We start from the raw sequence: 25,345 nt of genomic DNA on the forward strand, positions 1-25,345 counted from the left end.
AAATGGGAAAGAGGAAGAAATTCCTCGTCAGGCAAGATGTCGGGCGAACATTTGGTGTGCAGTCCTTGCGGTTATTGACCCTTTCCGACGGATTTTTTCCGTTGGAGTGCGTTGCGCTAGGGGTCGGCCCGGAGGTGCTGCTGTCGCTCTTGCCTAATTTCGCCAGTTGCGAAGCCTTACATTATAGCCTATTGCGCAAATTTCAAGCACTTTATGCACCGGACGGCTTCAGCCGGGCGCGCAATTCGAGCCTTCGGGCTTCCAGGGCCTTGTAGCGCTCGAGGGCCTTCGGGTCCGTGCCGACGGCGGCAATGGCCTCGCTCTGCTCGGCTTTCAGCCGGTCGTCGAGCATGAAATCGAGCACGCTCGAAAGCTCCTTGGCTGCGTCAGCCAGGTGCTGGTCTTCCTCTCCTTCGGGCACCGGCGCGGCTTCTGACACGCTCATGAGCCGTTCCGCCAGCGGTTCGAAGTCGAGCCCGCGCATGCCTTCGCGCAACGCCGCCCAGGGCTGCAAGCCGTGCTCGTGCAGCTGGCTGTCGAGCCAGGTAAAAAGCGCGCCGTGCTGGCCGGGCAGGTCGCACAGCATCACGTGGAGCTCGTGCGACAGGGCTTCCCACTGCGCCATGTTCGACAGCAGCAGCCGCACCGCCACGTCGGGCCGGCTCGGCGGCTTGCCGCGGCCGCGCAGGGGCTCGATGGGCGCCTCGAACTTGCCGCCCCAGCGCTTGCCCTTGGTGAATTTGCCGCGGGGCTTGCCGCCGCTATCGCTTTCGTAGCGGGGCGGCGCGTACTCGGCCGGGAGCGGCATGTCGGGGTAGTCGAAAGAAGGATCGCCCGGCTCGCCAGAGTGGCGCGGCGCGGGTGCCGCAGCCGCCTTGCGCGGGCCGGGCGTGGCGGCCCAGAGCTCCGACAAGGCATTGGCGTCCAACTGCACCAGCGTCGCGATCTCGCTCAGCATCTGCCGCTTGAGCGCGCCGTCGGGCATGGCGCTCCAGAGCGGCCTTGCATTGCTGCTCATGTGGGCGCGGCCCTCTGCGGTGGTGAGGTCGCAGCCCTCGCGCGCGGCTTCGATCATGAAGCGCGAGAGCGGCGTGGCCTCTTGCACGAAGCGCGCGAACGCGTCGGCGCCGAATTCGCGGATGAAGCTGTCGGGGTCGTGCTCGGCCGGCAGAAACAGGAACTTGATGCTGCGCACGTCGGTGGCATAGGGCAGGGCGCCGTCGAGCGCCTTGCGCGCGGCCCGCCGGCCGGCCGCATCGCCGTCGAAGCTGAACACCACCGATTCGGTGAACCGGAAGAGCTTTTGCACGTGCTCCGTGGTGCAGGCCGTGCCGAGCGTGGCCACCGCATTCGGAAAGCCCAGCTGCGCCAGGGCGACCACGTCCATGTAGCCCTCGGTCACCAGCGCATAGCCGCGCTCGCGGAAGGCGGCGCGCGCCTCGTAAAGGCCGTAGAGCTCGCGGCCCTTGCTGAAGACCGGCGTTTCGGGGGAGTTCAGGTATTTGGGCTTTTCGTCGCCGAGCACCCGGCCGCCGAAGCCGATGCATTCGCCCTTGACGTTCCGGATGGGGAACATCACGCGGTCGCGGAAGCGGTCGTAGCGCTTGGCGTCTTCGGCGCCGTCCTCGGTGTTGACGATGACCAGGCCGCTTTCGGCAAGCAGCGGGTCGTCGTAGTCCGGAAACACGCTGGCCAAGGCGCGCCAGCCGGCCGGCGCATAGCCGATGCCGAACTGCTTGGCCACTTCGCCCGAGACGCCGCGGCCCTTCAGGTATTCGATGGCGCCCGGCGCCTGCCGCAAGGCCTTGCGGTAGGCCTCGCCGGCCTTTTCGAGCACGTCGGTCAGCGTGGCCTGTTTCTGGCGCTGGTTCGCGGCGCGGGCGCGTTCGGCGGGCGAGGCGTCGTCCTCGGGCACTTGCAGTCCGTATTGCCCGGCAAGGTCGTGCACCGCCTCGACGAAGCCCATGCCCGCGTGCTCCATGAGAAAACCGATGGCGTTGCCGTGCACGCCGCAGCCGAAGCAGTGATAGAACTGCTTGGTAGGGCTGACCGAAAAGGAGGGCGATTTTTCGCCGTGGAACGGGCACAGGCCCATGAAGTTGGCGCCGGCCTTCTTCAGCTGCACATAGCGCCCGACGATCTCCACCACGTCGGCGCGCGCGATGAGTTCCTGGATGAAAGAAGCGGGGATGGTCATGTAGGCGAAGAGCGGCAAATCATACGCAAGCGGCAGAACGCCCGCGCCCGGACGGCATACTGCCCGCACCGGACGAACGCCCCGGATTTCCACGCATGAAGACGCCCAAGCCATTGCACCACGTTGCGCCGCTGCTGCGCCACCCCCTTAGATTCGTGTGGGACTCGCTCAAGGCATTCCGCGCGAACCAGGGCCTGCTGCTCGCGGGCGCGGTGGCGTATTACGCACTGCTTTCCATCGTGCCGCTGCTCATCGTGAGCGTGATTGCGATGTCGCATGTGATCGAGCAGGCCGAATTGCTGCGCACCATCGGCCGGTATCTCGAGTGGCTGCTGCCGGGGCAGTCGAAGGCCATTGTCACGGAGCTGTCGAACTTTCTCGACCACCGGGACGTGATGGGGCCGGTGCTGTTGGTCACGATGATTTTCTTCAGCTCGCTTGCCTTCAGCATTCTCGAAAGTGCAATGGCGGTGATCTTTCATCACCGCAAGGCGGACCACAAGCGCCACTTCCTGGTGTCGGCCGTCATGCCCTACATCTACATCCTGTGCCTGTGCGTGGGGCTGCTGCTGGTCACGCTGGTTTCGGGTGCGCTGCAGTTGGTGGGGCAGGAGAGCGTCGACCTTTTCGGGCGCAACTGGTCGCTGTCGGGCGTGTCGGGGCTGCTGCTCTACCTGCTTGGCCTGGGCGGCGAAATCTTCATGCTGACCTCGCTCTACCTGGTGATGCCGGCCGGCCGCATGTCGCTGCGCCACGCGCTGCTGGGCGGCGTGACGGCCGCGCTGCTGTGGGAGGCCACGCGGCACGTGCTGATCTGGTACTTCTCGACGCTCTCGCAGGTGAACGTGGTCTACGGCTCGCTCACCACGGCCATCGTGGTGCTGCTGAGCCTGGAGATTGCCGCCACGCTGGTGCTGCTGGGGGCCCAGGTCATCGCCCAGTACGAGCGCCTGGACCGCACCGGCAGCACGGCGGTGCCGCCGCTTACCGGGGCGGAAGTCGAATCGCTCCGTCGAGACGAATCACCTCGCCGTTGAGCATGTCGTTCTCGATGATGTGCCTGGCAAGCTTGGCGTAGTCCTCCGGCGTGCCCAGGCGGGAAGGAAAGGGCACGCTGGCGGCCAGCGCGTCCTGCACTTCCTGCGGCATGCCGAAGAGCATGGGCGTGCCGAAGATGCCGGGGGCGATGGTCATGTTGCGGATGCCATTGCGCGCCAGGTCGCGCGCAATGGGGAGCGTCATGCCGACCACGCCGCCCTTGGAGGCGCTGTAGGCCGCCTGACCCATCTGCCCGTCGTAGGCCGCGACCGATGCGGTGGAGATCAGCACGCCGCGCTCGCCGGTGGCTTCGGGCTCGTTCTTGCTCATGGCCTCGGCGGCAAGGCGGATCATGTTGAAGCTGCCGATCAGGTTGACGGTGACGGTCTTGCTGAACACGGCCAGCGCGTGCGCGCCGTTCTTGCCCACGGTCTTCTCGGCCGGCGCAATGCCCGCGCAGTTGACCAGGCCCACCAGCTTGCCGAGCTTCTGGGCCGCGGCAACCGCCGCCTGGCCGTCGGCTTCCTGGCTCACGTCGCATTTCACGAACATCCCGCCGATGTCCTTTGCGACGGCTTCGCCTTTTTCAGCCTGCATGTCGGCAATGACCACCTTGCCGCCATTGGCCGCCAGCATGCGCGCCGTGCCTTCGCCGAGGCCCGAAGCGCCACCGGTCACGATAAAAACCTTGCCGTCGATCTGCATTGAAAGTCTCCTGAAATAAGACCCGCATTATCCAAGCCAGAAACACCGAGGAACCGGCTCTGCCGGGCCTCTGGTGTTGCCCCCGATAGGGGGAGGGAGAAGCGACACGAAGTGCGCGCAGCCTGGGAGCGAGCAAAAGTGCTCGAAAAAAAAGGCCTCATCCGGAGATGAGGCCCTGAATTGGATCCGTGAGGACCCAAGGAGACAACTGGTGGTGGTCGGCGGCTTAGCGCTTGCGAGCGGTGGTCGCGGTCTTCGCGGCGGCGACGGCTTGCGACGACACGGCGTTGAAGTTGGCTTCGGCAACGTCCGACGCTTGCTTGACGGCCTTCTGGACCGATTCGAAAGCGTTGTTGGCGGCAGCCACGGCGCTCTTCAGCACGGCAACGGCGGTTTCCGAGCCGGCGGGTGCATTCTTGGAAGCGCTGTCGACCAGGCCGACAAAGGTTTGCTGGGCTTCAGCAGCCTTGGCTTCGAAAGCCTTGGTGAACTCGGCGCCGGTGCCTTGGGCGATGTCATACAGATGACGGCTGTAGGCGGCGGTCTTTTCGGCCAGGGGCTGGAACAGGCTGGCTTGCAGCGTCAGCAGTTCTTGCGCGTCCTTGACGTTCAGGGCGGCTTGGGCGGTGCCAGCGGCTTCGGCCAGGGCAGCCTTGGAAGCGGTCACGTTCAGTTCGACGAGCTTCTCGACGCCTTCGAAAGCCTTGGTGGTCAGGCCGAACAGGGTTTCGAGGTTTGCTTTTTGGGCGGCGAGGATTTGGTCAGCGGTCAGTGCCATGTGGAATCTCCAGTAAGGATGATGGTGGTCGGTTCACGTTGCGCTGCCTCGTCGTCTTTGTTTTTGTTGCGGTGCAGCATGGCCTCAAGTATAGGCAGCACAGCTTTGCGATCAAGGGGGTTTTGCTGCTTTGCAGCAATTTAGAACACACTTTCTAAATTCGGCACGCGCCCCAGAATGCAGCCATGCGCGCCTTCTATTCCGGCCAGTTCGTCTTGCCTTTGCCGCCCGGCCACCGCTTTCCGATGTCCCGCTACGCGCTGCTGCGCGACCGCCTGCTCGAGCACCTGCCCGGGGTGGACATGGACCAGGCGCCGCGCGCCACCGATGGAGAGCTGGCGCTGGCCCATACCCCGCAGTGGATAGCGGCCATCAGCGACGGCAGCGTAAGCCCGCAGGCGATGCGCGAAATCGGCTTTCCCTGGAGCGAGGCGATGGTCGAGCGTTCCCGCCGCTCCACGGGGGCGACCATCGCGGCCTGCCGTGCGGCATTTGCCGGCGGCGTGGCGGCCAACATGGCGGGCGGCACGCACCACGCCTATGCCGACAAGGGCGGGGGATTCTGCGTCTTCAACGACGCTGCCGTAGCCGCGCGGCTGATGCAGGCCGAGCATGGGCGCAGCGGCCGGCAGCTGAAGGTGGCGGTCATCGACCTCGACGTGCACCAGGGCAACGGCACGGCGAGCATCTTTCGCAACGACCCGAGCGTTTTCACGCTCTCGCTGCACGGCCAGAAGAACTTTCCGTTCCGCAAGGAGGCGAGCGACCTGGACGTCGAGCTGCCCGACGGCTGCGGAGATGCCGACTACCTCACGGCGCTCGAGCATGCGCTGGACGAACTGGACCGGCGCTTTTCGCCCGGCATGGTGATCTACCTGGCGGGTGCCGACCCCTTTGAGCGCGACCGGCTCGGCCGGCTCAAGCTGACGTTCGACGGCCTGGAGGCGCGGGACCGGCGGGTGTTCGACTGGACCTGGCGGCGCCGCATTCCGGTGGCCTTTGCCATGGCCGGCGGCTACGCCAGCGACATTGCCGAGACGGTGCAGGTGCAGCTAGGCACCTTCAGGGTGGCCTTCGAGTACTGGCGCCGCTGGCAAAATGCCGCGCGATGAGCTCCGCCACCAAACCCACGCCGAATTCCCGGAGCGGCTACCGCGCATTTCGCAGCATCCCCACGCGCTGGGCCGACAACGACATGTACGGCCATGTCAACAACGTCGTCTACTACAGCTGGTTCGACACGGCGGTGAATGCGCTGCTGATCGAGCGCGGCGCGCTCGACATCCACCAGGGGCAGGTCATCGGCTTCGTGGTCGAGACGCAATGCAACTACTTCGCGCCGATCGCATTTCCGCAAACGGTGGAAGCGGGCATCCGCGTGGCCCAGGCGGGCCGGTCGAGCGTCCGGTACGAAATTGCTCTCTTTGCGGAGGGGGCGGAAACCGCCGCGGCACAGGGCCACTTCGTGCATGTGTATGTCGACCGTGCCACCCAGCGGCCGGTGCCGCTGCCCGAGGCGCTGCAGCGCGTGGTCGACTCCCTGAAAACCTGATGCCATGAAAAACGGCGCCCGAGGGCGCCGTTTTTCTTGCCGCGATCCGCTTGGGACCGCTGCGGGCTTACATGGTCTTCTTCATGGCCTTGACGTCGGCCTTGCCCTGGGCTTCGTCGGCCTTGGCCTGCTTCTCGCAGGCAGACTTGGCATCGCCCGCCTGGTCATCGCACTTTTCCTTTGCGACTTCGTACTTGGCCTTCACTTTTTCTTCAGCAACCTTGCGTGCGTGTGCATCGCTCGGCTTGTATTGCTGCTCCAGTTCGGCCTTGGCCACGTTTTCCGCGCCCTTGGCTTCCTTCTGGCAGACGTCCTTCGCGTTGTCCTTCATTGCATCGCACTGGGCCTTGGCGGACTTGTAGTCGGCTTCGATCTTGTCCTTGGCGGCCTTGTATTCGTCCTTGGTCATCGCGCTGGCGTGCGTGGCCATGAAACAGGTCGAGGCGAGAGCGAGCATGAGCAGATGTTTTTTCATTTTGGTGTTCTTTCTTTTTGAAGTTGAAAAGTGAAGTTGGAAAGGAATCAGGGCGCGGGGCAGCCTTCAGGCCGCCCGGCAGGCGTCAGTACTTTTCGTACCAGAGGGTGTCCGGCGTGCGGCCGTCGCGCGATTCCCATTCCTTGACCTGTCTTTCGGCTTCGTCGCGGCTGATGCCGTGGCGTTCCTGGATGCGGCCGAGGAGCTGGTCGCGCTTGCCGGCAATGACGTCGAAGTCGTCGTCGGTCAGCTTGCCCCATTGCTCCTTGACCTTGCCCTTGAGCTGTTTCCAGTTGCCTTCGATGGTGTCCTTGTTCATGCGAATCTCCTTGTACGGTTGATTCGGCGGGCTCGTTGGCCGCCGTGAACAAAATGTGGCGGGGCCGATTCACCCTGACGGTAGGACGTGCAGTGCAGGCCCCGTAGGCACAAGCCGACGCTGCCCGTGATAATCGAACGCACGCCGAAAAGCTTGAGACAACGCGCGCCGTACCATGATCATTCACAGCCTGCTCGACACCGACCTCTACAAGTTCACCATGATGCAGGTCGTCCTGCATCACTTTCCCGGAGCCCGGGTCGAGTACCGGTTCAAGTGCCGCAACCCCGGTGTCGACCTGGCGCAGTTCGCCGGGCAGATCAGGGAGGAAGTGCGAAGCCTCTGCTCGCTGCAGTTCCGGGACGCCGAGCTGGCCTACCTGCGGTCGATGCGTTTCATCAAGAGCGACTTCGTCGACTTTCTCGGGCTCTTCAGGCTCAACGAGAAGTACATCAACATCATTCCGCAACCCTCGGGAGAGCTCGAGATCCGCATCCAGGGGCCGTGGCTGCACACCATCCTGTTCGAGATTCCGGTGCTGGCCATCGTGAACGAGGTCTACTTCCGCAACACGCAGAAGAAGCCCGACTTCGAGGAAGGCCGGCGGCGCCTGGAGACCAAGATCGGGCAGCTGCAGGATGCCGGCCTGGCCGATCTCAAGATTGCCGACTACGGCACGCGCCGCCGGTTTTCCAAGGACTGGCATGAAGAAGTGCTGCGCACGCTCAACGTGCGGCTGGGCGCGGTGACGCCGCCGACGTTGCACCCCAAGCCCGGTGCGCGGCTGCCGCAGCTCGCGGGCACCAGCAATGTGCTGTACGCCATGAAGCTGGGCCTTATTCCGCTGGGCACCATGGCCCATGAATACCTGCAGGCCTGCCAGGCGCTCGGTCCGCGGCTGCGCGACAGCCAGATCTTCGGCTTCGAGAGCTGGGCCCGTGAATACCGCGGCGACCTGGGCATTGCGCTGTCCGACGTGTATGGCATGAGCGCCTTCCTGCGCGACTTCGACCTGTACTTCTGCAAGCTGTTCGACGGCGCGCGCCACGACAGCGGCGACCCCTTCCAGTGGGGTGAACGCATGCTGGCGCACTACGCGGCCAACCGTGTCGATCCGCTCACCAAGACGCTGATCTTCAGCGACGGCCTCACGGTGCCGCGCACCATCGAGCTTTACCAGCAGTTCCGCGGCCGCTGCCAGCTGGCTTTCGGCATTGGAACCAACCTCACCAACGACCTGGGCTACGAGCCGCTGCAGATCGTCATCAAGATGATCAATTGCAACGGCCAGCCCGTGGCCAAGCTGTCGGACACGCCGTCCAAGAACATGTGCGAGGACGAAAAATACCTGGCGTACCTGCGCCAGGTGTTCGAGATCGAACAGCCGCCGGCCTGACCCTCGTCTGGTACGGTACGGCCCCATGAAAAAAACAGTTCGCCTGGCGGCGGCCGCAGTGCTGCCGATGATGTTTCCCGCGCTTGCCATGGCTGCCGAATTCGACGGCAGCAAGCTTTCGGCGCTCTGGGGTGTTCCATTTGCGGGCATCCTGCTGTCGATCGCGCTGATGCCGCTGCTGGCACCGGGCTTCTGGCACCACCACTACGGCAAGATCTCGGCCGCCTGGGCGCTGGCGTTTCTTCTTCCCTTTGCCGCGATCTACGGTGCGCCGCTGGCCGGAGCCCAACTCGTGCATGCCCTGGTGGAGGAATACATCCCCTTCATCATCCTGCTCACCGCGCTGTTCACGGTGGCGGGGGGCATCCACATTCGCGGCAACCTGCATGGCGCGCCCGGGCTCAACACGGCCATCCTCGCCATCGGCGCGGTGCTTGCGAGCTTCATGGGAACCACGGGCGCCTCGATGCTGCTGATCCGGCCGCTGATCCGCGCCAACGACAACCGCGTGAGCAAGGCGCACGTGGTGGTGTTCTTCATCTTCATCGTGTCGAACGCGGGCGGCTCGCTCACGCCGCTGGGCGACCCGCCGCTGTTCCTCGGCTTCCTGAAGGGTGTCGACTTTTTCTGGACGGCGCGGAACATCCTGCCCAACACGCTGTTCCTGGTGGGCCTGCTGCTCGCGCTGTTCTATGTGGTCGACCGTCACCACTACCGCAAGGAGGGCGTGCTGCCGTTCGATCCGACGCCCGATACCCAGCGTGTCGGCTTCGACGGGGCGGCCAATTTCTGGCTGCTGGGCGGCATCATCTTCTTCGTGCTGCTCTCGGGCATCTGGAAATCGCCCGTGGGCTTCGATGTGTTCGGCACGCGCGTCGGCCTGCCGGGGCTGGTGCGCGACGTCGGCCTGATCGCCATCACGCTGCTCTCGCTCAAGATCACCTCTGCCAAGGTGCATGCCGACAACCAGTTCGAATGGGGTCCGATGGCCGAGGTGGCCAAGCTGTTCGCGGGCATCTTCCTGACCATCATCCCCGTGATTGCCATGCTCAAGGCGGGCGTGCACGGGCCCTTCGGCGCGGTGGTTGCCGCGGTGACCCGGCCCGACGGCCTGCCCGATCCGGCGATGTACTTCTGGGCCACCGGCATCCTGAGCTCGTTCCTGGACAACGCACCGACCTACCTGGTGTTCTTCAACACCGCAGGCGGCGACGCCGCGGCGCTCATGACCACCTACGCCACCACGCTGGCGGCCATTTCGGCCGGCGCCGTGTTCATGGGCGCCAACACCTACATCGGCAACGCGCCCAACCTCATGGTCAAGGCCATTGCCGAGAGCCGCGGCGTGCGGATGCCCAGCTTCTTCGGCTACATGGCATGGTCGGTGGCCATCCTGATACCGCTGTTCGTTCTCTCCACCTTCATCTTTTTCCGATAGGCGCAGACATCATCATGAGCAAGCCCAAGATCCTGGTCGCACGCGCGATCTTTCCCGAAACCATCGAACGCCTCTCGCAGCACTTCGAAGTCGAGTCGAACCAGTCCGACGAGAGCTGGAGCAAAGAGCAGCTGATTGCCAGGCTCCAGGGCAAGCAGGGCGCCTTTACCACCGGCAGCGAGCGCATCGATGCCGCGGTGCTCGACGCCTGCCCCGACCTGAAAATCTGCGCCAACATGGCCGTGGGCTACAACAACTTCGACGTCGACGCGATGGCCGCGCACGGCGTGCTGGGCACCAACGCGCCCGACGTGCTCACCGAGACCACGGCCGACTTCGGCTTTGCGCTCCTGATGGCCACGGCCCGCCGCATTACCGAAAGCGAACACTTCCTGCGCGCGGGCAAGTGGCAGAAATGGAGCTTCGACATGTTCGCGGGCTCCGACATTCATGGCTCCACCCTCGGCATCATCGGCATGGGCCGCATCGGACAGGGCATTGCCAAGCGCGGCGCGCACGGCTTCGGCACGAAGGTGGTCTATCACAACCGCTCGCGGCTCGACGCCTCGCTCGAGGCTGAATGCAAGGCCAGCTACGTGAGCAAGGAAGAGCTTCTGAAGACCGCCGACCACGTGGTGCTGGTGGTGCCGTATTCGCCGGCTTCGCACCACACCATCGGCGCGGCCGAAATCGCGCTGATGAAGCCGACCGCCACGCTGGTGAACATTGCGCGGGGCGGCATCGTCGACGACGCGGCGCTTGCCGTGGCGCTGCGCGAAAAGCGCATTGCGGCGGCGGGCCTGGACGTGTTCGAAGGCGAGCCCAAGGTTCATCCCGATCTGCTGACCGTGCCGAACGTGGTGCTCACGCCCCACATTGCAAGCGCCACCGTGCCCACGCGCCGCGCCATGGCCGAGTTGGCGGCCGACAACCTCATTGCCTGGTTCGGCGGCAAGGGGCCGCTCACGCCCGTCACGCCCGTTCCGGCGGCTGGCAAGTAACACCCGCAACCCAAGCGAAAACAGCGATCCCATTTTGCAATCGACCGACTTGATTCTTCTTCTGCTGGCCGCCTTTGCCGTGGTGCAGCTCGTGCTAGTGATCTGGCTGCTGGCGCGCCGCCAGCCCAAGCCCGACCACAGCGAAATGCTGACCGTGCTGGCCGCCATGGGCGCGGCCAACGAGCGCACCGAGCGCGAACTGCGCCACGAAATCGGCGAGAGCTCGCGCGGCGCGCGGCAGGAAACCGCACAGGCCTTTGCCACCTTCCAGCAGGCACTGGTGCAGCAGGGCGCCGAGGCCACGCGCACGCAGAACGCGCAGCTCGATGCTTTCTCGCTGCAGCTTGCGTCGCTGCAGAAGAGCCTGGCCGACACGCTCAATACGCAACTGCAGGGCCTGAGCGATTCCAACGCGCGCCGCCTTGCCGAAGTGCGCGAGACCATGGAGGCGCAGCTGGCGCAGCTGCAGCAGAGCAACACCGCCAAGCTCGACGAAATGCGCAAGACCGTCGACGAGAAGCTGCAGAGCACGCTCGAAGCGCGTCTGGGTGAAAGCTTCAAGCAGGTGGCCGACCGGCTCGAGCAGGTGCACAAGGGCCTGGGCGAAATGCAGACGCTGGCGGTAGGCGTCGGCAGCCTGCAGCGCGTGCTGACCAACGTGAAGACGCGGGGCGTGTTCGGCGAAGTGCAGCTCGAGGCGCTGCTCGAGCAGGTGCTGACTCCGGACCAGTACGCCAAGCAGATCGAGACCAAGCCGCGCAGCGGCCAGCGGGTGGACTTTGCCATTCGCTTTCCGGGCCGCGGCGACGACGGCGCGCCCGTGTGGCTGCCGATCGACGCCAAGTTTCCGCGCGACGATTACGAGCGCCTGATCGATGCGCACGAGCGCGCCGATGCGGCCGGGGCGGAGCTCGCGGCCAAGGCGCTCGAGGCGCGCATCCGCAGCGAGGCCAAGTCGATTGCCGACAACTACCTGGCGGCGCCTCACACCACCGATTTCGCCATCCTGTTCCTGCCGGTCGAGAGCCTCTATGCCGAGGTGCTGCGCCGCCCGGGCCTGATGGACGCCATCCAGCGCCAGCACCGCGTGACGCTGGCGGGGCCGACCACCTTGCTTGCCATGCTCAACAGCCTGCACATGGGCTTTCGCACGCTGGCCCTCGAGCAGCAGGCCTCGGAGGTGTGGAAGGTGCTGGGCGCGGTCAAGACCGAATTCGAGCGCTATGGCGAATGGGTGTCGCGCATCAAGGAGCAGGTGGCCAAGGCTTCCGACACGCTCGACAAGGCCGACACGCGCGCCAAGCAGATGCGCCTCGCACTCCGCAAGGTCGAGGCGCTGCCCGAGGCGCAGTCGCAGGTGCTGCTGCCCCCCACGGCCGACAGCGAGGGCGACGACACCCCGTGAAAGGCTCCGAACTGCTGCGCGTGATCGGCGCCCAGGTGTGCCTGCACGCCACCATGGCCGGCATGCGGCTCGCAACGCCGCTGCTGGCGCTGCAGCAGGGGTACAGCGCAGCGGCAGTCGGGGTGCTGATTGCGCTGTTCGCGCTTACGCAGGTGTTCCTTGCGCTGCCCGCAGGGAGGTTTGCCGACCGGCACGGCTTCAAGCGGCCGCTGTGGCTTTCGGTCCTGGCGGCTTCGGGCGGTGCGGGGCTCGTGGTGATCTTTCCGGTCTTCCCGGTCATGTGCCTCGCCGCGCTGCTGACGGGCGGAGCCACCGGCGCAACGGTCATCGCGCTGCAGCGGCATGTGGGCCGCTCCGCCACCAACGCCACGCAGCTCAAGCGCGTGTTCAGCTGGCTCGCAATTGCGCCGGCGGTCGCCAACTTCGTCGGCCCGTTCGTCGCCGGTATGCTCATCGACCACGCCGGCCGCGCGCCCGCGGACATGCTGGCATTCCGGGTCTGCTTTGCGGCCATGGCGGTGCTGTCCATCGTCTGCTGGCTGTTTGCACGCGGCGCGCACGAACCTCCGCCCGCCGCGCCCGCGGCAGGGGCCGCACCCACGCGGGCCTGGGACCTGCTGCGCGAACCGATGTTCCGGCGCCTGCTGTTCGTCAACTGGCTGCAGTCGTCGAGCTGGGACGTGCATGCCTTCGTGCTGCCCGTGCTGGGGCACGACCGCGGCATCAGCGCTTCGGTCATCGGCTCCATTCTTGGTGCCTTTGCCATTGCGGCCGCCGCCATCCGCGTCGTGCTGCCGCTCATCGCCTCGCGCGCGTCGGAGCGCAGCGTGATCCTGATTTCCACCATCGTCACGGCGGCGGTGTTCGCGGTTTATCCGCTGCTCGATTCGGCCCTGACCATGGGCCTGTGCTCCGTGGTGCTGGGCTTTGCGCTAGGGGCCGTGCAGCCGATGGTGATGAGCATGCTGCACCAGATCACGCCGCACGAGCGGCACGGCGAGGCGCTGGGCCTGCGGCTCATGACCATCAATGCGTCGAGCGTGGCAATGCCGATGCTCTTCGGCTCGATCGGCGCGCTGATCGGCATTGCCGGGGTTTTCTGGGTGGTGGGCGCCGTGGTTGCACTGGGCGCCCGGGCCACCTGGGGCTTGAAGGCCTGAGAGCCCCGAAAGGCTCGGCGCAGTCTGCGCCTACAGCTTGTAGAAGCGCTTGATCGCGTCCCACGCGTCTTCGGGCGCATCGACGTATTCGAACAGCTTCACATCCGTCGGCGAGATCACGCCTTCCTCGACCAGGAAGTCGAAATCGATCAGCTTCTTCCAGTAGGCCGAGCCGAACAGCACGATCGGCACCGGCTTCGACTTCTTGGTCTGCACCAGCGTGATCACTTCGAACAGCTCGTCGAGCGTGCCGAAGCCGCCCGGGAAGGCCACCAGCGCCTTCGCACGCATCATGAAATGCATCTTGCGGATGGCGAAGTAGTGGAACTTGAAGCTCAGCGCCGGCGTGACGTACGGGTTGGCTTCTTCTTCCATCGGCAGTGCAATGGCAAGGCCTACCGAAAGACCGCCGCCTTCATGCGCGCCGCGGTTGGCCGCCTGCATGATGCCGGGGCCGCCGCCGGTGCAGACAAAGAGCTTGTCTTCGGGCTGCTTGCCCTCGCTGTATTGCGCCACCAGCTTGCCGAAGGCGCGCGCCTTCTCGTAGTAGTGCGAGCTGCGCGCCAGCCGGCGCCAGCGCTCGGCCGCGACGGCATCGCCGCTGGCTTCGGCCTGGGCGACCAGGGCGGCAGCTTCTTCCTCGCTGCGAAAGCGGGCGCTGCCGAATACCACCACGGTGTTTTCAATGCCGTGGGCGCGCTGCTCAAGGTCGGGCTTCATCAGCTCGAGCTGCATGCGGATGCCGCGGGTTTCGCGGCGCAGCAGAAACTCGGGATCGGCGAAGGCGATGCGCGAGGGATCGGGATCGAGCGGGAGGCCTTTTTCCGAATGCGTCTTGAGCGTGGCCCAGGCATCGGCAAGGCGTTTGTCGTGAAGGTCGTGCGTGTTGTTCATGGAGGAATCAGACAGGAAGACTTGTGCATTGTGCAGCCTTGCAACCGGCATGCCCGCCGGTTCAGAAAGTGCCGTGCCGCCCCGCGCCTCGCACAAAGCGCTCGGCGCCGGCTGCGCCTTCGGCCGCGACGATCGGCACGCCCAGGCGCCCCTCCTGCTGCAGCGCCTCGGCCAGCGGCAAGTTCCATTGGGCGTAGGCGGAGCGGCGATCCGCCAGCATGCATTGCTGCGGAAAGGCGGCAATCTCGCGGGCGAGCGCTTCGGCCGCCTCGCGGGCCTTGCCGTTGGGCACGACGCGGTTCACCAAGCCCATGTCAGCCGCTTCATGGGCGCTCACGGGCCGGCCCGTCAGGATGAGACCGAGCGCGCGGCCCATGCCGACGATGCGCGGCAGCCGCACGGTGCCGCCGTCGATCAGCGGCACGCCCCAGCGGCGGCAGAACACGCCCAGCACCGCATCTTCTTCGGCCACCCGAAGATCGGCCAGCAGGGCCAGTTCGAGACCGCCGGCCACCGCATGGCCGCTGATGGCGGCAATCAGTGGTTTGTTCAACACCATGCGAGTCGGCCCCATCGGGCCGGAGCCGCCGCCGTCGGGGTCAAGCTCATTGCGCCGGGCCGGGTCGCCGACCGCGCTGAGGTCGGCGCCCGCGCAGAAGGTGCCGTGCGCGCCCCACAGCACAGCCACGCGTTGGCTTTCGTCGGCCTCGAAGCGCTCGAAAGCCGCGCACAGCGCTTCGGCCATGGGCCGGTCGACCGCATTGCGCTGCTTCGGGCGGCTCATGACGATGGTGCTGACCGGCCCATCGATTTCTGTACGGACGCTGTCGGACGTGTTCATGAGGGCAAAGGGTACGCCCCTCAACGCAAAAAGGCTCCTTTCGGAGCCTTTTGTCAGGTTGGCCGTTCAGCCAGCCAGAAGCACTTAGACGCGCTTGCGGTATTCGCCGGTGCGGGTGTCGATTTCGATCTTGTCGCCTTGCGCAACGAAGAGCGGCACGCCGATTTCGAAACCGGTGGCGATCTTGGCGGGCTTCATGACCTTGCCCGACGTGTCGCCCTTGACGGCCGGCTCGGTCCAGGTGATTTCGCGCTCGACGCTGGTCGGCAGTTCGACCGAGATGGCCTTGCCGTCGTAGAACACCACTTCGACAGCCATGCCGTCTTCGAGGTAGTTGAGGGCGTCGCCCATGTTCTCGGCTTCGACTTCGTACTGGTTGTACTCGGTGTCCATGCAGACGTACATCGGATCGGCGAAGTAGGAGTAGGTGCACTCCTTCTTGTCGAGCACGATCTGGTCGATCTTGTCGTCGGCCTTGAAGACCACTTCGGTGTTGAAGTTGGCGATCAGGCTCTTGAGCTTCATGCGCACGGTGGCGGAGTTGCGGCCGCCGCGGCTGTATTCGGTCTTGAGGACGACCATCGGGTCCTTGCCGTGCATGATGACGTTGCCGGCGCGGATTTCTTGAGCGATTTTCATATCAGGTTCTCTGGATGTTGGCCGCTCGGTGCACGGGGCCATGGGCGACGTTTGCAATGTTGCGGTGCAACGTCTTGCCGGCGTTCTTGGCCCCGCGGTACATGTCCCGCGGCAGGTTTGGCGGACAGCATCTCGGATCTGTGTAAATCCGGGCCGAAATCCGCAAAGCCCGCTATTTTAGCTTTTTCCGGCGACCAGATGCCGCAATTGAGTGACCAAGTCCTCTTGTCGGCACAGCTTTTGGCGGGCGGCGAGCACCGTTTCACGCAACGCGTCCAGCGTTTCGAGAGGGGGCAGGGCGCCGTCGCCAAAGCCGTTCCAGGCGTGGTGAAACTGCCGAAGCGAGGGCGGAGCGCCGAGCCAGTCGAGCCAGGCGCCGAGCTTCACGTGGTGCGCGTCGTCGTCCTGCGGGTAGATTTGCCAGACCAGCGGGGAGCCGGCCCAGAGGGCGCGCACCAGCGAATCTTCGCCGCGCACGAAGTTCAGGTCGCAGGCCCACAGAAGATGGTCGAAATCCGGCTGCGTGAGGTAGGGCAGGTATGAAATTGATAGCGCCCCCCAGCCTGAGAGCCCGTGGTCCGGCTGGTTTCGGCCGGAAAAGAACGCCCTGACCGCATGCGCGGCGCGGCCTGAAGTCACCAGGAGCCGGGTCGGCTGCGAATCTGCCGCCAGTTGCTCGAGCAGGCTCGCCAGCGCCGGGGGTTCGTAGCAGAAGAGCGAGACAAGCCGCTCGCCTTCGCGCCAGGGGATTTCCTGCGCCGCCAGCCATTGCCCGCGGTCGAAATGCGCCCGCCGTTCCAGCAAATCGGGTTCTCGCAGCAGGCCTCCGGTGGCAGGCGTGAAGCCCGGATAGAAGAAGCGCTTGGTCAGCCCCGCACCGGGTCCCTTGAACACCGGCGAAGGCAGGCCGTGCAGCCGCTCGACATAAGGCTCGGCGGAGAGGTATTCAAGATTGATCCACGCCCGATCCGGCGCCCCCTCGGTCGGCGGCTCGGCAAAGCGGGCGATCAACTCGGGTGCCGGTTCGCAGCCGAACGCTTCGATCAGCACGTCGGGCGGCGGCGCTGCGGCGGCCTGCCGGATGGCTGCGGGATCGAGCCAGTCGACCACGCTCACGCCCTCGCAGCCGGCGGGCGCCATCCAGTGCAGCGCCGTGGCGTCGTCGATCCACAGCCGCACGCGCTCGCCGAGCGCCGCCAGCTGGCTGGCCAGCCGCCAGCACACACCGAGGTCGCCGTGGTTGTCGATGACCTTGCAGAAGATGTCCCATTGCATGGTGTCAGTGTGCCTGTCTTCGGTGGTCCGAGGCAGCGGCGGCTGCTTGGTATGCTGGCCGGCACCACAACACCCCGGAGCGAGAAACCATGCGCATGAAGACCCGCCGTTCGCCGCTTTTCCCTGGTTGCCTTCGCGCGGCGAGAACCGTGCTCGCCATTTCTCTGGCCTTGGGCGGCATCGTGGGCGCGTCGGCGCAAACCACGCCGTCGCTCACGCCGCAGCAGCAGCGATTTCATGGCATCTACAAGGAGTTGATCGAGATCAACACCAGCCATTCGGTGGGCGACAACACGCTGGCGGCGCGCGCGATGGAAAAGCGGCTGGTCGAGGCGGGCTTTGCGCCGGGCGACATCCAGATCTTCGAGCCCTTCCCCAAGAAGGGCAACCTGGTGCTGCGCTTCAAGGGCAACGGCAGCAAGAAGCCATTGCTGCTGCTGGCCCACATCGACGTGGTCGAGGCCAAACGCGAGGACTGGAAGAGCGACCCCTTCAAGCTGCAGGAAACCGGCGGCTATTTCACGGCGCGCGGTTCCATCGACGACAAGGCCATGGCCGCGGCGCTGGTGTCGGTGCTGGGGCAGCTCAAACAGGAAGGATTCAAGCCCAGCCGCGACATCATCCTGGCGCTGACGGCGGACGAAGAGCGCGGCGATGCGCTCAGCAACGGCGCCTTCTGGCTCATCAACAACAAACCCGAACTGCTGCAGGCGGAATTCGGCATCAATGAAGGCGGCGGCGGGGAGTTGCGCGGCGGCAAGCCCAACCTGCACCGCATGCAGGTGGCCGAGAAGATGTACACCACCTACATGCTCGAGACGCGCGACGTGGGCGGCCACAGCTCGGTGCCGACCAAGAGCAATCCGATCTATGCGCTTTCCGCGGGGCTGGAACGCCTGGGCAACTACGCGTTCCCGGTCAAGCTGGCCGATGTCACCAAGACCTATTTCGCACGCAGCGCACCGTTTGCCACCGGCCAGCTGGCCGACGACATGCGGGCCATCGGCGGGGGCAATCCGGACGCCGCGGTGATCGAGCGGCTTTCGGCCAACCCGGCCTACAACGCGCAGTTGCGCACCACCTGCGTGGCAACCATGGTGCAGGCGGGGCATGCCGAAAATGCGCTGCCGCAGTCGGCCAAGGCCACGGTCAATTGCCGCATCCTGCCGCACGACGACCCCGAGGAAATCGAGCGCCTGCTGACCCAGGCCATCGGCAACGACAAGATCGTGGTGCGCAATGTCGGCAAGCCGCTGCGCAGCCCGGCCTCTCCGCTGAACGGCGATCTTGTGAAGACGGTCGAATCGGTGACGCAGGCCATGTGGCCGGGCGTGCCCGTCGTGCCGGCAATGAGCACGGGCGCTACCGACAGCCGCTTCATGCGCAATGCCGGCATTCCGATGTACGGTGTGACGGGCATGTTCCTCGACCCGGCGGACGCGCGCGCCCACGGCCTGGACGAGCGCATCGAGATTCAGCGGCTGTATGACGGCCGCGAGTTCCTGTACCGGCTGGTGAGCGAACTCGCCAGGTAGCTCCGGGTCATAAGAAACGCGGCGGCCGAGCTGGCTGCCGCGTTTCTGCTTTCTTCAGCGCGCCACAATAGCCGCCATGTCAGACGTGCATTCCGATCAATTGCTCAGCGAAGTCGCGGCCCTGCCGCAGTTGCCGGGCGTGTACCGCTATTTCGATGCGGCCGGCGCTGTGCTCTATGTGGGCAAGGCGCGCAACCTCAAGAAGCGGGTTGCGAACTATTTCCAGAAGAGCCATGGCGGCACGCGCATCGGCCACATGATCTCGAAGATCGCGCGCATGGAGACCACCGTGGTGCGCTCCGAGGCCGAGGCGCTGCTGCTCGAGAACAACCTCATCAAGACGCTCAAGCCGCGCTACAACATCCTGTTTCGCGATGACAAGAGCTACCCGTACCTGAAGATCGCCTCGCACGAGTTTCCGCGGCTGGCCTACTACCGCGGTGCGGTCGACAAGAAGCACCGCTACTTCGGGCCGTACCCGAGCGCCTGGGCGGTGAAGGAGTCGATCCAGCTGCTGCAGAAAGTGTTCAAGCTGCGCACCTGCGAAGACACGGTGTATGCCAACCGCACCCGGCCTTGCCTGCTGTACCAGATCAAGCGGTGTACCGGGCCCTGCGTGGGCTACATCACGCCCGAGGCCTACACGCAGGACGTGGCCAGCGCCGAAGCCTTCTTGATGGGCGACACGCAACTGGTGCTGTCGAAGCTCGAGGCGCGTATGACCGAGCACGCCGAGAAGCTCGAATTCGAGCAGGCGGCCGAGCTGCGCAACCAGATGTCGGCGATCTCGCGCGTGCTGCACCAGCAGTCGATCGAAATTGCTTCCGACAAGGACGTGGACATCCTCGCCGTCAAGGTGCAGGGCGGCAAGGCCTGCGTTAATTTGGCAATGGTGCGCGGCGGCCGCCACCTGGGCGACCGCGCCTATTTTCCAGTGCACGTGGAAGACGCCGCGCAAATCCATCATGGCGAGCTCGATGCGGAAGAAGGCGTGGTGCCCGCCCCGGCCGATTCGATCGAAGTGCAGGTGCTCGAGGCCTTCATTGCCCAGCACTACATCGACGTGCCGGTGCCCGCCACGCTGGTGCTGAGCCATCTGGTGGGCCGCGAGTTGATCGAGGCAATTTCGCAGCAGGCCGGCTCGCGCGTGACCGCCGTGTTTCAGCCGCGCGAGCAGCGCCGGCACTGGCTCGAAATGGCCGAGACGAACGCGGGCCTGCAGCTGGCACGCCTCTTGGCTGAAGAAGGATCGCAGCAGGCGCGCACCCGCGCGCTGGCCGATGCGCTGGAGCTTGCGCCCGACGACCTCGACAACTTTCGCATCGAGTGCTTCGACATCTCGCACACCGCGGGCGAGGCCACGCAGGCGTCCTGCGTGGTGTTCGAGCACCACACGATGCAGAACCGCGAGTACCGCCGCTACAACATCGAGGGCATCACGCCCGGCGACGACTACGCCGCAATGCGCCAGGTGCTGCACCGCCGCTACGGCAAGCTCGCTGAGGCCATGGCGGCCGAGACCGACGCGCCGCCCATGGGCGATGCCGCGGGCGCGGGCAGCGACGCGCCCGTGAAGACCAAGGCCGCGCGCATGCCCGACCTGGTACTGGTCGATGGCGGCAAGGGCCAGGTGTCGATGGCGCGCGAAGTGTTCAGCGAACTGGGCCTGGCGCTCTCGCTCATCGTGGGGGTGGAGAAGGGCGAGGGCCGCAAGGTCGGACTCGAGGAGCTGGTGTTTGCCGACGGCCGCGAGAAGGTCTACCTGGGCAAGGACTCCGCCGCCCTGATGCTGATCGCCCAGATTCGCGACGAGGCGCACCGCTTTGCCATCACGGGCATGCGGGCCAAGCGCGCGAAGGTGCGCGTGGGCGGAAGCCAGCTCGAAGACATTCCGGGCATCGGGCCGAAGCGGCGGGCGCGCCTGCTGCAGCGTTTTGGCGGAATCCGCGGCGTGGCGGCGGCCAGTGTCGAGGACATCGCATCGGTCGAAGGCATTGCCACCGACCTTGCCGAGGAAATCTATCGCGCACTGCACTGAGCCGATTTGCCCTTTGGCCTTCGGCCGGTCACGCGCGCATGACACAATCGCCCGCATGTTCTGGACCCTCCCGACCATCATGACCTGGACGCGCATCGTCGCGATTCCATTGATCGTTGGCGTGTTCTACCTGCCGATGGCCGAGCCGACGCGCAACCTGATTGCCACGGTGATGTTCATCGTCTTTGCCGCCACCGACTGGCTCGACGGCTACCTGGCGCGCAAGCTGAACCAGACCTCGGCCTTCGGCGCCTTCCTCGATCCGGTGGCCGACAAGTTCCTGGTGTGCGCCGCGCTGCTGGTGCTGGTGCATCTGCAGCGCGCCGATGTGTTCGTGGCACTGATCATCATCGGCCGTGAAATCGCCATCTCGGCGCTGCGCGAATGGATGGCGCGAATCGGCGCCGGCAAGAGCGTGGCGGTCCACATGATCGGCAAGGTCAAGACGACCGTGCAGATGGTCGCAATTCCCTTCCTGCTGTATGACGGGCGCCTGTTCAAGGTCATCGACACGGGCCTCTGGGGCCAGTGGCTGATCTGGATCTCGGCGGTGCTCACCGTGTGGTCGATGGTTTATTACCTGCAAAAGGCCATCCCCGAGATTCGGGCCCACAGCAAATGACGGCGGCGGCCACGGCTCGTGGCTCCGGGTGGCTGCGGGCCATGCCGGCGGTCTTCGTGCTCATATGGAGCACGGGTTTCATCGTTGCGCGCTACGGCATGCCCTATGCGCCGCCGCTCAAGTTTTTGGCCGTGCGCTATGCACTTTCTCTGCTGTGCTTCTGCATCTGGGTCGCGCTGGCGCGGGTTGCCTGGCCGAAGGAGCGCGCGCAGTGGGGGCACCTTGCAGCCACGGGCGTGCTGATGCAGGCGGGTTACCTGGGAGGCGTGTGGGCGGCCGTGCATGCGGGCATGGGTGCGGGGCTGGTGGCGCTGATGGTCGGCATCCAGCCGGTGCTGACCGCCATCTGGCTTTCATTCACCGGCGGGCGCATTTCGCAGCGCCAATGGGCGGGGCTGGTCCTGGGGTTTGCGGGCCTGGTGCTCGTGGTGTCGCGCAAGTTCGGGCAGGGCACCGAGGTCAGCGCATTGACGATGGGGCTCGCCGTCATGGCGCTGCTTTCGATTACCGCGGGCACGCTGTACCAGAAGCGCTTCGTTGCGCCGTGCGACGTTCGCAGCGCGAGCGCCGTGCAGATGGCGGCGGCGTTGCTCGTGACCTTGCCCTTTGCGGCCATGGAAACGCAGGGCATCGAATGGAACGCGTACTCGACCGGTGCCATGGCGTGGTCGGTGCTGGTGCTGTCGCTCGGCGGCAGTTCGCTGCTCTACATGCTGATTCAGCGCGGCACGGCCACCGCCGTCACCAGCTTGCTGTACCTCGTCCCGCCATGCACGGCGGTGATGGCCTGGCTGCTGTTCCGCGAGCCGATCACCCTGGTGACCTTGCTGGGCATCGGGCTGACTGCGGCGGGCGTGAGCCTGGTGGTGCGCAGCGAGCGCTGACCGGGCGCGTTTTCTTTCAGCGTGGCGAACCGGGCTTTCCCGGCTTCCAGGGCTCGCCGCGAAACTGTTCGGCCAGGTGGTCTAGCAGCAGGCGCACGCGGCGCGGCGTCTTGGGCCGCCAGGGCGCGATCCAGTGGATGTCCGCATCGGGCATGGCGTAGTTGGGAAGCACGCGCACCAGCTCGCCGGACGCCAGTTGCGGCGCAATATCCCACAGGCTGCGCAGCATGATTCCGTGGCCGGCCATGCACCAGTCGCGCACCATCTCTCCGGAATTGCTGGTTAGCGGCCCTTGGACGCGCACACGCGCCGTGCTGCCGTCGCGCGCGTGGCGCAGCGTCCAGAGCGCGAACTGGTGCTGGTTGACCTCGCCGTTTTCGCGGGCCACCAGGCAGTCGTGCGTGCCCAGCGCATCGACCGTGGCCGGCAAGCCGCGCCGCTCTATATATGAAGGGGAGGCGGCGAGCACGCGCTGGTTGCGCGCGATGCGGCGTGTGACCCAGTCGGCCGCGCGGCGCTGCTGCACGGCCCAGAGCCACAGCGCGCCGTCGTAGCCTTCGGCGCCGAGGTCCGGGAGCCGCTCGGTCAGCAGCAGTTCGATCTGCAGCCCGGGGTGCCGCGACTGAAATGCTGCCAGCGCGGGGCCGAGCCAGCGCCGGCCGAAGCCGAAGGTGGCGGCGAGCCGTATCGTGCCGACAAGTGCGTTCTGCCGTTCGCCGAGCTCGCTTTCGAGAGCCGCAAAACCCTCGAGCAGCGCCTTGGCATGCAGGCAGACCGCCTCGCCCTCGGCCGTGACGCTGAGCCGGCGCGTGGTGCGCTCGAACAGCCGCTGGCCCAGCCGCGCTTCGAGGGCGCCCAGCCGCTTGGTCACCACCGAAGGCACCACGTCCAGCGTGGCGGATGCGCCTGCCAGGCTGCCCTGGTCGCGAATGGCCAGCACCAGCTCAAGGTCGCCCCGGTCCATCGACAATGGATTCATGCCAAATTGGAAAGTATGAATTGGCTGATTGTTGCTTGATGGCCGACGGAGCGCAACGCACAATGGCTGCGTGACTGCTTCATTCTTCGACTTTCCTGAATTCGACATCGAGCGCGACGGCGTGCGCGTGCATGGCCGCATCGGCGGCCGCGGTGCTCCGCTGCTGCTGTTGCATGGCCATCCGCAGACGCACCTCATCTGGCATCGGGTGGCGCCCGCGCTTGCCGAGCGCTTCACGGTGGTGGCGGTGGACCTGCGCGGCTACGGCGACTCTGGCCGCCCTGCAGACGATGCCGATCACGTGGCCTACAGCAAGCGTGAGATGGCGCTCGATGCGCTCGCCGCAATGCGCCACCACGGCTTCGAACGCTTCGGCGTGCTTGCGCACGATCGCGGCGCGCGCGTGGCGCACCGGCTGGCGGCGGACCATTCCGCTGCGGTCGAACGCATGCTGCTGCTGGACATCGCGCCCACCCTCTCGATGTACGAGAACACCGGCGAGGCATTTGCCCGCGCTTACTGGCACTGGTTCTTCCTCATCCAGCCGCCGCCGCTGCCCGAAGCGCTGATTGCTTCCGACCCTGTGCGCTACGTGCGCAGCGTGATGGGCGGGCGCCACGCGGGGCTCGCGCCCTTTGCGCCCGAGGTGCTGGCCGAGTACGAGCGCTGCGCCGCAATTGCGGGCACGGCCGAATCCATTTGCGGCGACTACCGGGCCTCCGCCACCATCGACCTGGTGCATGACCGCGCCGACATTGCCGCCGGCCGCCAACTTGCGCAGCCCCTGCGCGTGCTTTGGGGCGAACACGGCGCGGTAGGCCGGTGCTTCGACGTGCTGGCGCTCTGGCGCGAATGCGCCCGGCAGGTTTCGGGCCGTGCATTGCCGTGCGGCCACTATGTTCCGGAAGAAGCCCCCGGCGAGGTGCTTGCCGAGACGCTCCAGTTTTTTACTCCCCCTTTCCAGCAAGAAGGAACCACACCATGACCACCCACAGAATCGCAGTCATCGCCGGCGACGGCATCGGCAAGGAAACCATGCCCGAAGGCCTGCGCGTGGTCGATGCCGCGGCGCGCAAGTTCGGTATCGACCTGAAGTTCGACCACTTCGATTTCTCAAGCTGGGACTACTGCGAGAAGCACGGCAAGATGCTGCCCGACAACTGGAAGGACCAGATCGGCGGCCACGATGCGATCTACTTCGGCGCGGTGGGCTGGCCTGAAAAGATTGCCGACCACGTGTCGCTCTGGGGTTCGCTGCTGCTGTTCCGCCGCGAGTTCGACCAGTACATCAACCTGCGCCCCGCGCGGCTGATGCCCGGCATCATTGCGCCGGTGGTGCGCCGCGACGGCACGCCGCGCGAGCCGGGCGAGATCGACATGTACATCGTGCGCGAGAACACCGAGGGTGAATACTCCAGCATCGGCGGGCGCATGTACGAAGGCACCCCCCGCGAGATCGTCGTGCAGGAAACGGTGATGTCGCGCGTGGGCGTGGACCGCGTGCTCAAGTTCGCCTTCGAGCTTGCGCAATCGCGGCCGAAGAAGCATTTGACAAGCGCAACCAAGTCGAACGGCATCTCGATCACCATGCCGTACTGGGACGAGCGAGTGGCCGAAATGGCGAAGAACTACCCGGGCGTGAAGCTCGACAAGTTCCACATCGACATCCTGACCGCCCACTTCGTGCAGCGGCCCGACTTCTTCGACGTGGTGGTGGCCAGCAACCTGTTCGGCGACATCCTGTCCGACCTGGGCCCGGCGTGCACCGGCACCATCGGCATTGCGCCCAGCGCCAACCTGAACCCCGAGCGCACCACGCCTTCGCTGTTCGAACCGGTGCACGGTTCGGCGCCCGACATTGCCGGCAAGGGCATTGCCAACCCCATCGGACAGATCTGGTGCGGCGCGATGATGCTCGAGTTCCTGGGGCACAAGAAGGCGCACGACGCGATTCTTGCCACCATCGAAAAGGTGCTTGCGCCCCAAAGCGGAGCACCGCGCACGCCCGACATCGGCGGCAAGGCGAGCACCAGCGACCTTGGCAAGGCGATTGCCGAAGCGCTTTGAAATAGAGTTCACGAAACGCCCCTAAAATCGCGCGCTCCGCTGTTCTGCATGGCCTCGTGTCGTATTGACACCCTGCAGACCAGTGGTTGTAATCCTCGCTGGCAGCG

Annotated in this window: 24 protein-coding genes; 14 read left to right on the forward strand and 10 right to left on the reverse strand. The window is 65.7% G+C overall.

The genetic code is table 11. The features are described from left to right. Nucleotides 1-211 precede the first annotated feature (211 nt). Nucleotides 212-2,197 (reverse strand): DNA primase, encoded by a 1,986-nt coding sequence (dnaG, locus tag V9L21_RS18860; RefSeq protein WP_337314475.1) that lies wholly within the window; start codon nt 2,195-2,197, stop codon nt 212-214. Between the two features lie 95 nt (nt 2,198-2,292). Here dnaG and V9L21_RS18865 point away from each other — a divergent pair, with 95 nt between their 5' ends. Further along, entirely contained in the window at nt 2,293-3,234 is a 942-nt protein-coding gene (locus tag V9L21_RS18865) for a YihY/virulence factor BrkB family protein (RefSeq protein WP_337314477.1), read from the forward strand. Here the strand turns inward: V9L21_RS18865 and V9L21_RS18870 are convergent. Both V9L21_RS18870 and V9L21_RS18875 read right to left on the reverse strand, forming a co-directional pair. Further along, a complete protein-coding gene (locus V9L21_RS18870; protein WP_337314479.1) occupies nt 3,182-3,940 on the reverse strand; it encodes a 3-hydroxyacyl-CoA dehydrogenase in 759 nt (252 codons plus the stop codon). The two genes, V9L21_RS18865 and V9L21_RS18870, sit on opposite strands and share 53 nt — an antisense overlap. Nucleotides 3,941-4,166: 226 nt before the next feature. After that, complete coding sequence (locus tag V9L21_RS18875) at nt 4,167-4,718, reverse strand: phasin family protein (RefSeq protein ID WP_126747372.1); 552 nt, start codon at nt 4,716-4,718, stop codon at nt 4,167-4,169. A 185-nt stretch (nt 4,719-4,903) separates the two neighbouring features. Between V9L21_RS18875 and V9L21_RS18880 the strand changes: the two genes are divergently transcribed. Both V9L21_RS18880 and V9L21_RS18885 read left to right on the forward strand, forming a co-directional pair. Next, nucleotides 4,904-5,830 carry a histone deacetylase family protein gene (locus tag V9L21_RS18880; RefSeq protein WP_337314481.1) on the forward strand — a complete coding sequence of 309 codons (927 nt, stop codon included), beginning with the start codon at nt 4,904-4,906 and terminating at the stop codon, nt 5,828-5,830. After that, nucleotides 5,827-6,270, forward strand: coding sequence for an acyl-CoA thioesterase (locus V9L21_RS18885; RefSeq protein WP_337314482.1), 444 nt, complete (start codon nt 5,827-5,829; stop codon nt 6,268-6,270). The genes V9L21_RS18880 and V9L21_RS18885 overlap by 4 nt, the downstream gene beginning before the upstream one ends. A gap of 67 nt (nt 6,271-6,337) precedes the next feature. On the opposite strand, the gene V9L21_RS18890 is transcribed toward V9L21_RS18885, so the two are convergent. Together V9L21_RS18890 and V9L21_RS18895 are read right to left on the reverse strand one after the other, a co-directional pair. Further along, nucleotides 6,338-6,745: a hypothetical protein gene (locus V9L21_RS18890; RefSeq protein ID WP_258505237.1), complete on the reverse strand. Its 408-nt coding sequence runs from the start codon at nt 6,743-6,745 to the stop codon at nt 6,338-6,340. An 85-nt stretch (nt 6,746-6,830) separates the two neighbouring features. Beyond that, nucleotides 6,831-7,064 carry a CsbD family protein gene (locus V9L21_RS18895; protein ID WP_337314484.1) on the reverse strand — a complete coding sequence of 78 codons (234 nt, stop codon included), beginning with the start codon at nt 7,062-7,064 and terminating at the stop codon, nt 6,831-6,833. A gap of 175 nt (nt 7,065-7,239) precedes the next feature. Between V9L21_RS18895 and pncB the strand changes: the two genes are divergently transcribed. From pncB to V9L21_RS18920, 5 genes are read left to right on the forward strand one after another with little or no spacing between them, the layout of a single operon-like run. Further along, complete coding sequence (gene pncB, locus V9L21_RS18900) at nt 7,240-8,460, forward strand: nicotinate phosphoribosyltransferase (protein ID WP_337314486.1); 1,221 nt, start codon at nt 7,240-7,242, stop codon at nt 8,458-8,460. A 25-nt stretch (nt 8,461-8,485) separates the two neighbouring features. Next, nucleotides 8,486-9,898: a sodium:proton antiporter gene (locus V9L21_RS18905; RefSeq protein ID WP_337314488.1), complete on the forward strand. Its 1,413-nt coding sequence runs from the start codon at nt 8,486-8,488 to the stop codon at nt 9,896-9,898. A 14-nt stretch (nt 9,899-9,912) separates the two neighbouring features. Next, nucleotides 9,913-10,899, forward strand: coding sequence for a 2-hydroxyacid dehydrogenase (locus V9L21_RS18910; protein ID WP_337314490.1), 987 nt, complete (start codon nt 9,913-9,915; stop codon nt 10,897-10,899). Between the two features lie 49 nt (nt 10,900-10,948). Then, a complete protein-coding gene (locus tag V9L21_RS18915) occupies nt 10,949-12,304 on the forward strand; it encodes a DNA recombination protein RmuC (protein ID WP_337314492.1) in 1,356 nt (451 codons plus the stop codon). Next, nucleotides 12,301-13,464, forward strand: coding sequence for an MFS transporter (locus V9L21_RS18920; RefSeq protein ID WP_337314494.1), 1,164 nt, complete (start codon nt 12,301-12,303; stop codon nt 13,462-13,464). Before V9L21_RS18915 ends, V9L21_RS18920 begins: the two co-directional genes overlap by 4 nt. 30 nt (nt 13,465-13,494) lie before the next feature. Here V9L21_RS18920 and V9L21_RS18925 read toward each other — a convergent pair whose 3' ends face one another. The 4 genes from V9L21_RS18925 to earP all read right to left on the reverse strand — a co-directional run bounded on the left by V9L21_RS18925 (nt 13,495) and on the right by earP (nt 17,113). Next, nucleotides 13,495-14,358, reverse strand: coding sequence for a TIGR00730 family Rossman fold protein (locus V9L21_RS18925; protein ID WP_258505245.1), 864 nt, complete (start codon nt 14,356-14,358; stop codon nt 13,495-13,497). A gap of 61 nt (nt 14,359-14,419) precedes the next feature. Beyond that, the gene (locus V9L21_RS18930; RefSeq protein WP_337314498.1) at nt 14,420-15,199 is read right to left on the reverse strand and encodes a crotonase/enoyl-CoA hydratase family protein; all 780 of its coding nucleotides are present in this window, start codon (nt 15,197-15,199) and stop codon (nt 14,420-14,422) included. A gap of 84 nt (nt 15,200-15,283) precedes the next feature. Then, nucleotides 15,284-15,838: an elongation factor P gene (efp, locus tag V9L21_RS18935; RefSeq protein ID WP_093011949.1), complete on the reverse strand. Its 555-nt coding sequence runs from the start codon at nt 15,836-15,838 to the stop codon at nt 15,284-15,286. A gap of 177 nt (nt 15,839-16,015) precedes the next feature. After that, on the reverse strand, nt 16,016-17,113 hold the full coding sequence (gene earP, locus V9L21_RS18940; RefSeq protein ID WP_337314506.1) for an elongation factor P maturation arginine rhamnosyltransferase EarP: 1,098 nt from the start codon (nt 17,111-17,113) through the stop codon (nt 16,016-16,018). An 89-nt stretch (nt 17,114-17,202) separates the two neighbouring features. Here earP and V9L21_RS18945 point away from each other — a divergent pair, with 89 nt between their 5' ends. From V9L21_RS18945 to V9L21_RS18960, 4 genes are all read left to right on the forward strand, one after another. After that, the gene (locus V9L21_RS18945) at nt 17,203-18,648 is read left to right on the forward strand and encodes a M20/M25/M40 family metallo-hydrolase (protein ID WP_337314508.1); all 1,446 of its coding nucleotides are present in this window, start codon (nt 17,203-17,205) and stop codon (nt 18,646-18,648) included. Nucleotides 18,649-18,724: 76 nt separating this feature from the next. After that, nucleotides 18,725-20,686, forward strand: a complete 1,962-nt coding sequence (gene uvrC, locus V9L21_RS18950) for an excinuclease ABC subunit UvrC (RefSeq protein WP_337314510.1) — start codon at nt 18,725-18,727, stop codon at nt 20,684-20,686. 55 nt (nt 20,687-20,741) lie between these two features. Further along, nucleotides 20,742-21,308 (forward strand): CDP-diacylglycerol--glycerol-3-phosphate 3-phosphatidyltransferase, encoded by a 567-nt coding sequence (pgsA, locus tag V9L21_RS18955; RefSeq protein WP_337314512.1) that lies wholly within the window; start codon nt 20,742-20,744, stop codon nt 21,306-21,308. After that, nucleotides 21,305-22,192 carry a DMT family transporter gene (locus V9L21_RS18960; protein ID WP_337314514.1) on the forward strand — a complete coding sequence of 296 codons (888 nt, stop codon included), beginning with the start codon at nt 21,305-21,307 and terminating at the stop codon, nt 22,190-22,192. The genes pgsA and V9L21_RS18960 overlap by 4 nt, the downstream gene beginning before the upstream one ends. A 16-nt stretch (nt 22,193-22,208) precedes the next feature. On the opposite strand, the gene V9L21_RS18965 is transcribed toward V9L21_RS18960, so the two are convergent. After that, nucleotides 22,209-23,171 (reverse strand): LysR family transcriptional regulator, encoded by a 963-nt coding sequence (locus V9L21_RS18965; protein ID WP_337314516.1) that lies wholly within the window; start codon nt 23,169-23,171, stop codon nt 22,209-22,211. 70 nt (nt 23,172-23,241) lie between these two features. Between V9L21_RS18965 and V9L21_RS18970 the strand changes: the two genes are divergently transcribed. Together V9L21_RS18970 and V9L21_RS18975 are read left to right on the forward strand one after the other, a co-directional pair. Continuing rightward, on the forward strand, nt 23,242-24,156 hold the full coding sequence (locus V9L21_RS18970; RefSeq protein WP_337314518.1) for an alpha/beta fold hydrolase: 915 nt from the start codon (nt 23,242-23,244) through the stop codon (nt 24,154-24,156). Further along, nucleotides 24,153-25,238, forward strand: a complete 1,086-nt coding sequence (locus V9L21_RS18975; protein WP_157613134.1) for a tartrate dehydrogenase — start codon at nt 24,153-24,155, stop codon at nt 25,236-25,238. The genes V9L21_RS18970 and V9L21_RS18975 overlap by 4 nt, the downstream gene beginning before the upstream one ends. Nucleotides 25,239-25,345 lie beyond the last annotated feature (107 nt).

The sequence above is a fragment of the Variovorax sp. CCNWLW235 genome (genome assembly GCF_037204085.1).
Classification (GTDB): Bacteria; Pseudomonadota; Gammaproteobacteria; order Burkholderiales; family Burkholderiaceae_C; genus Variovorax.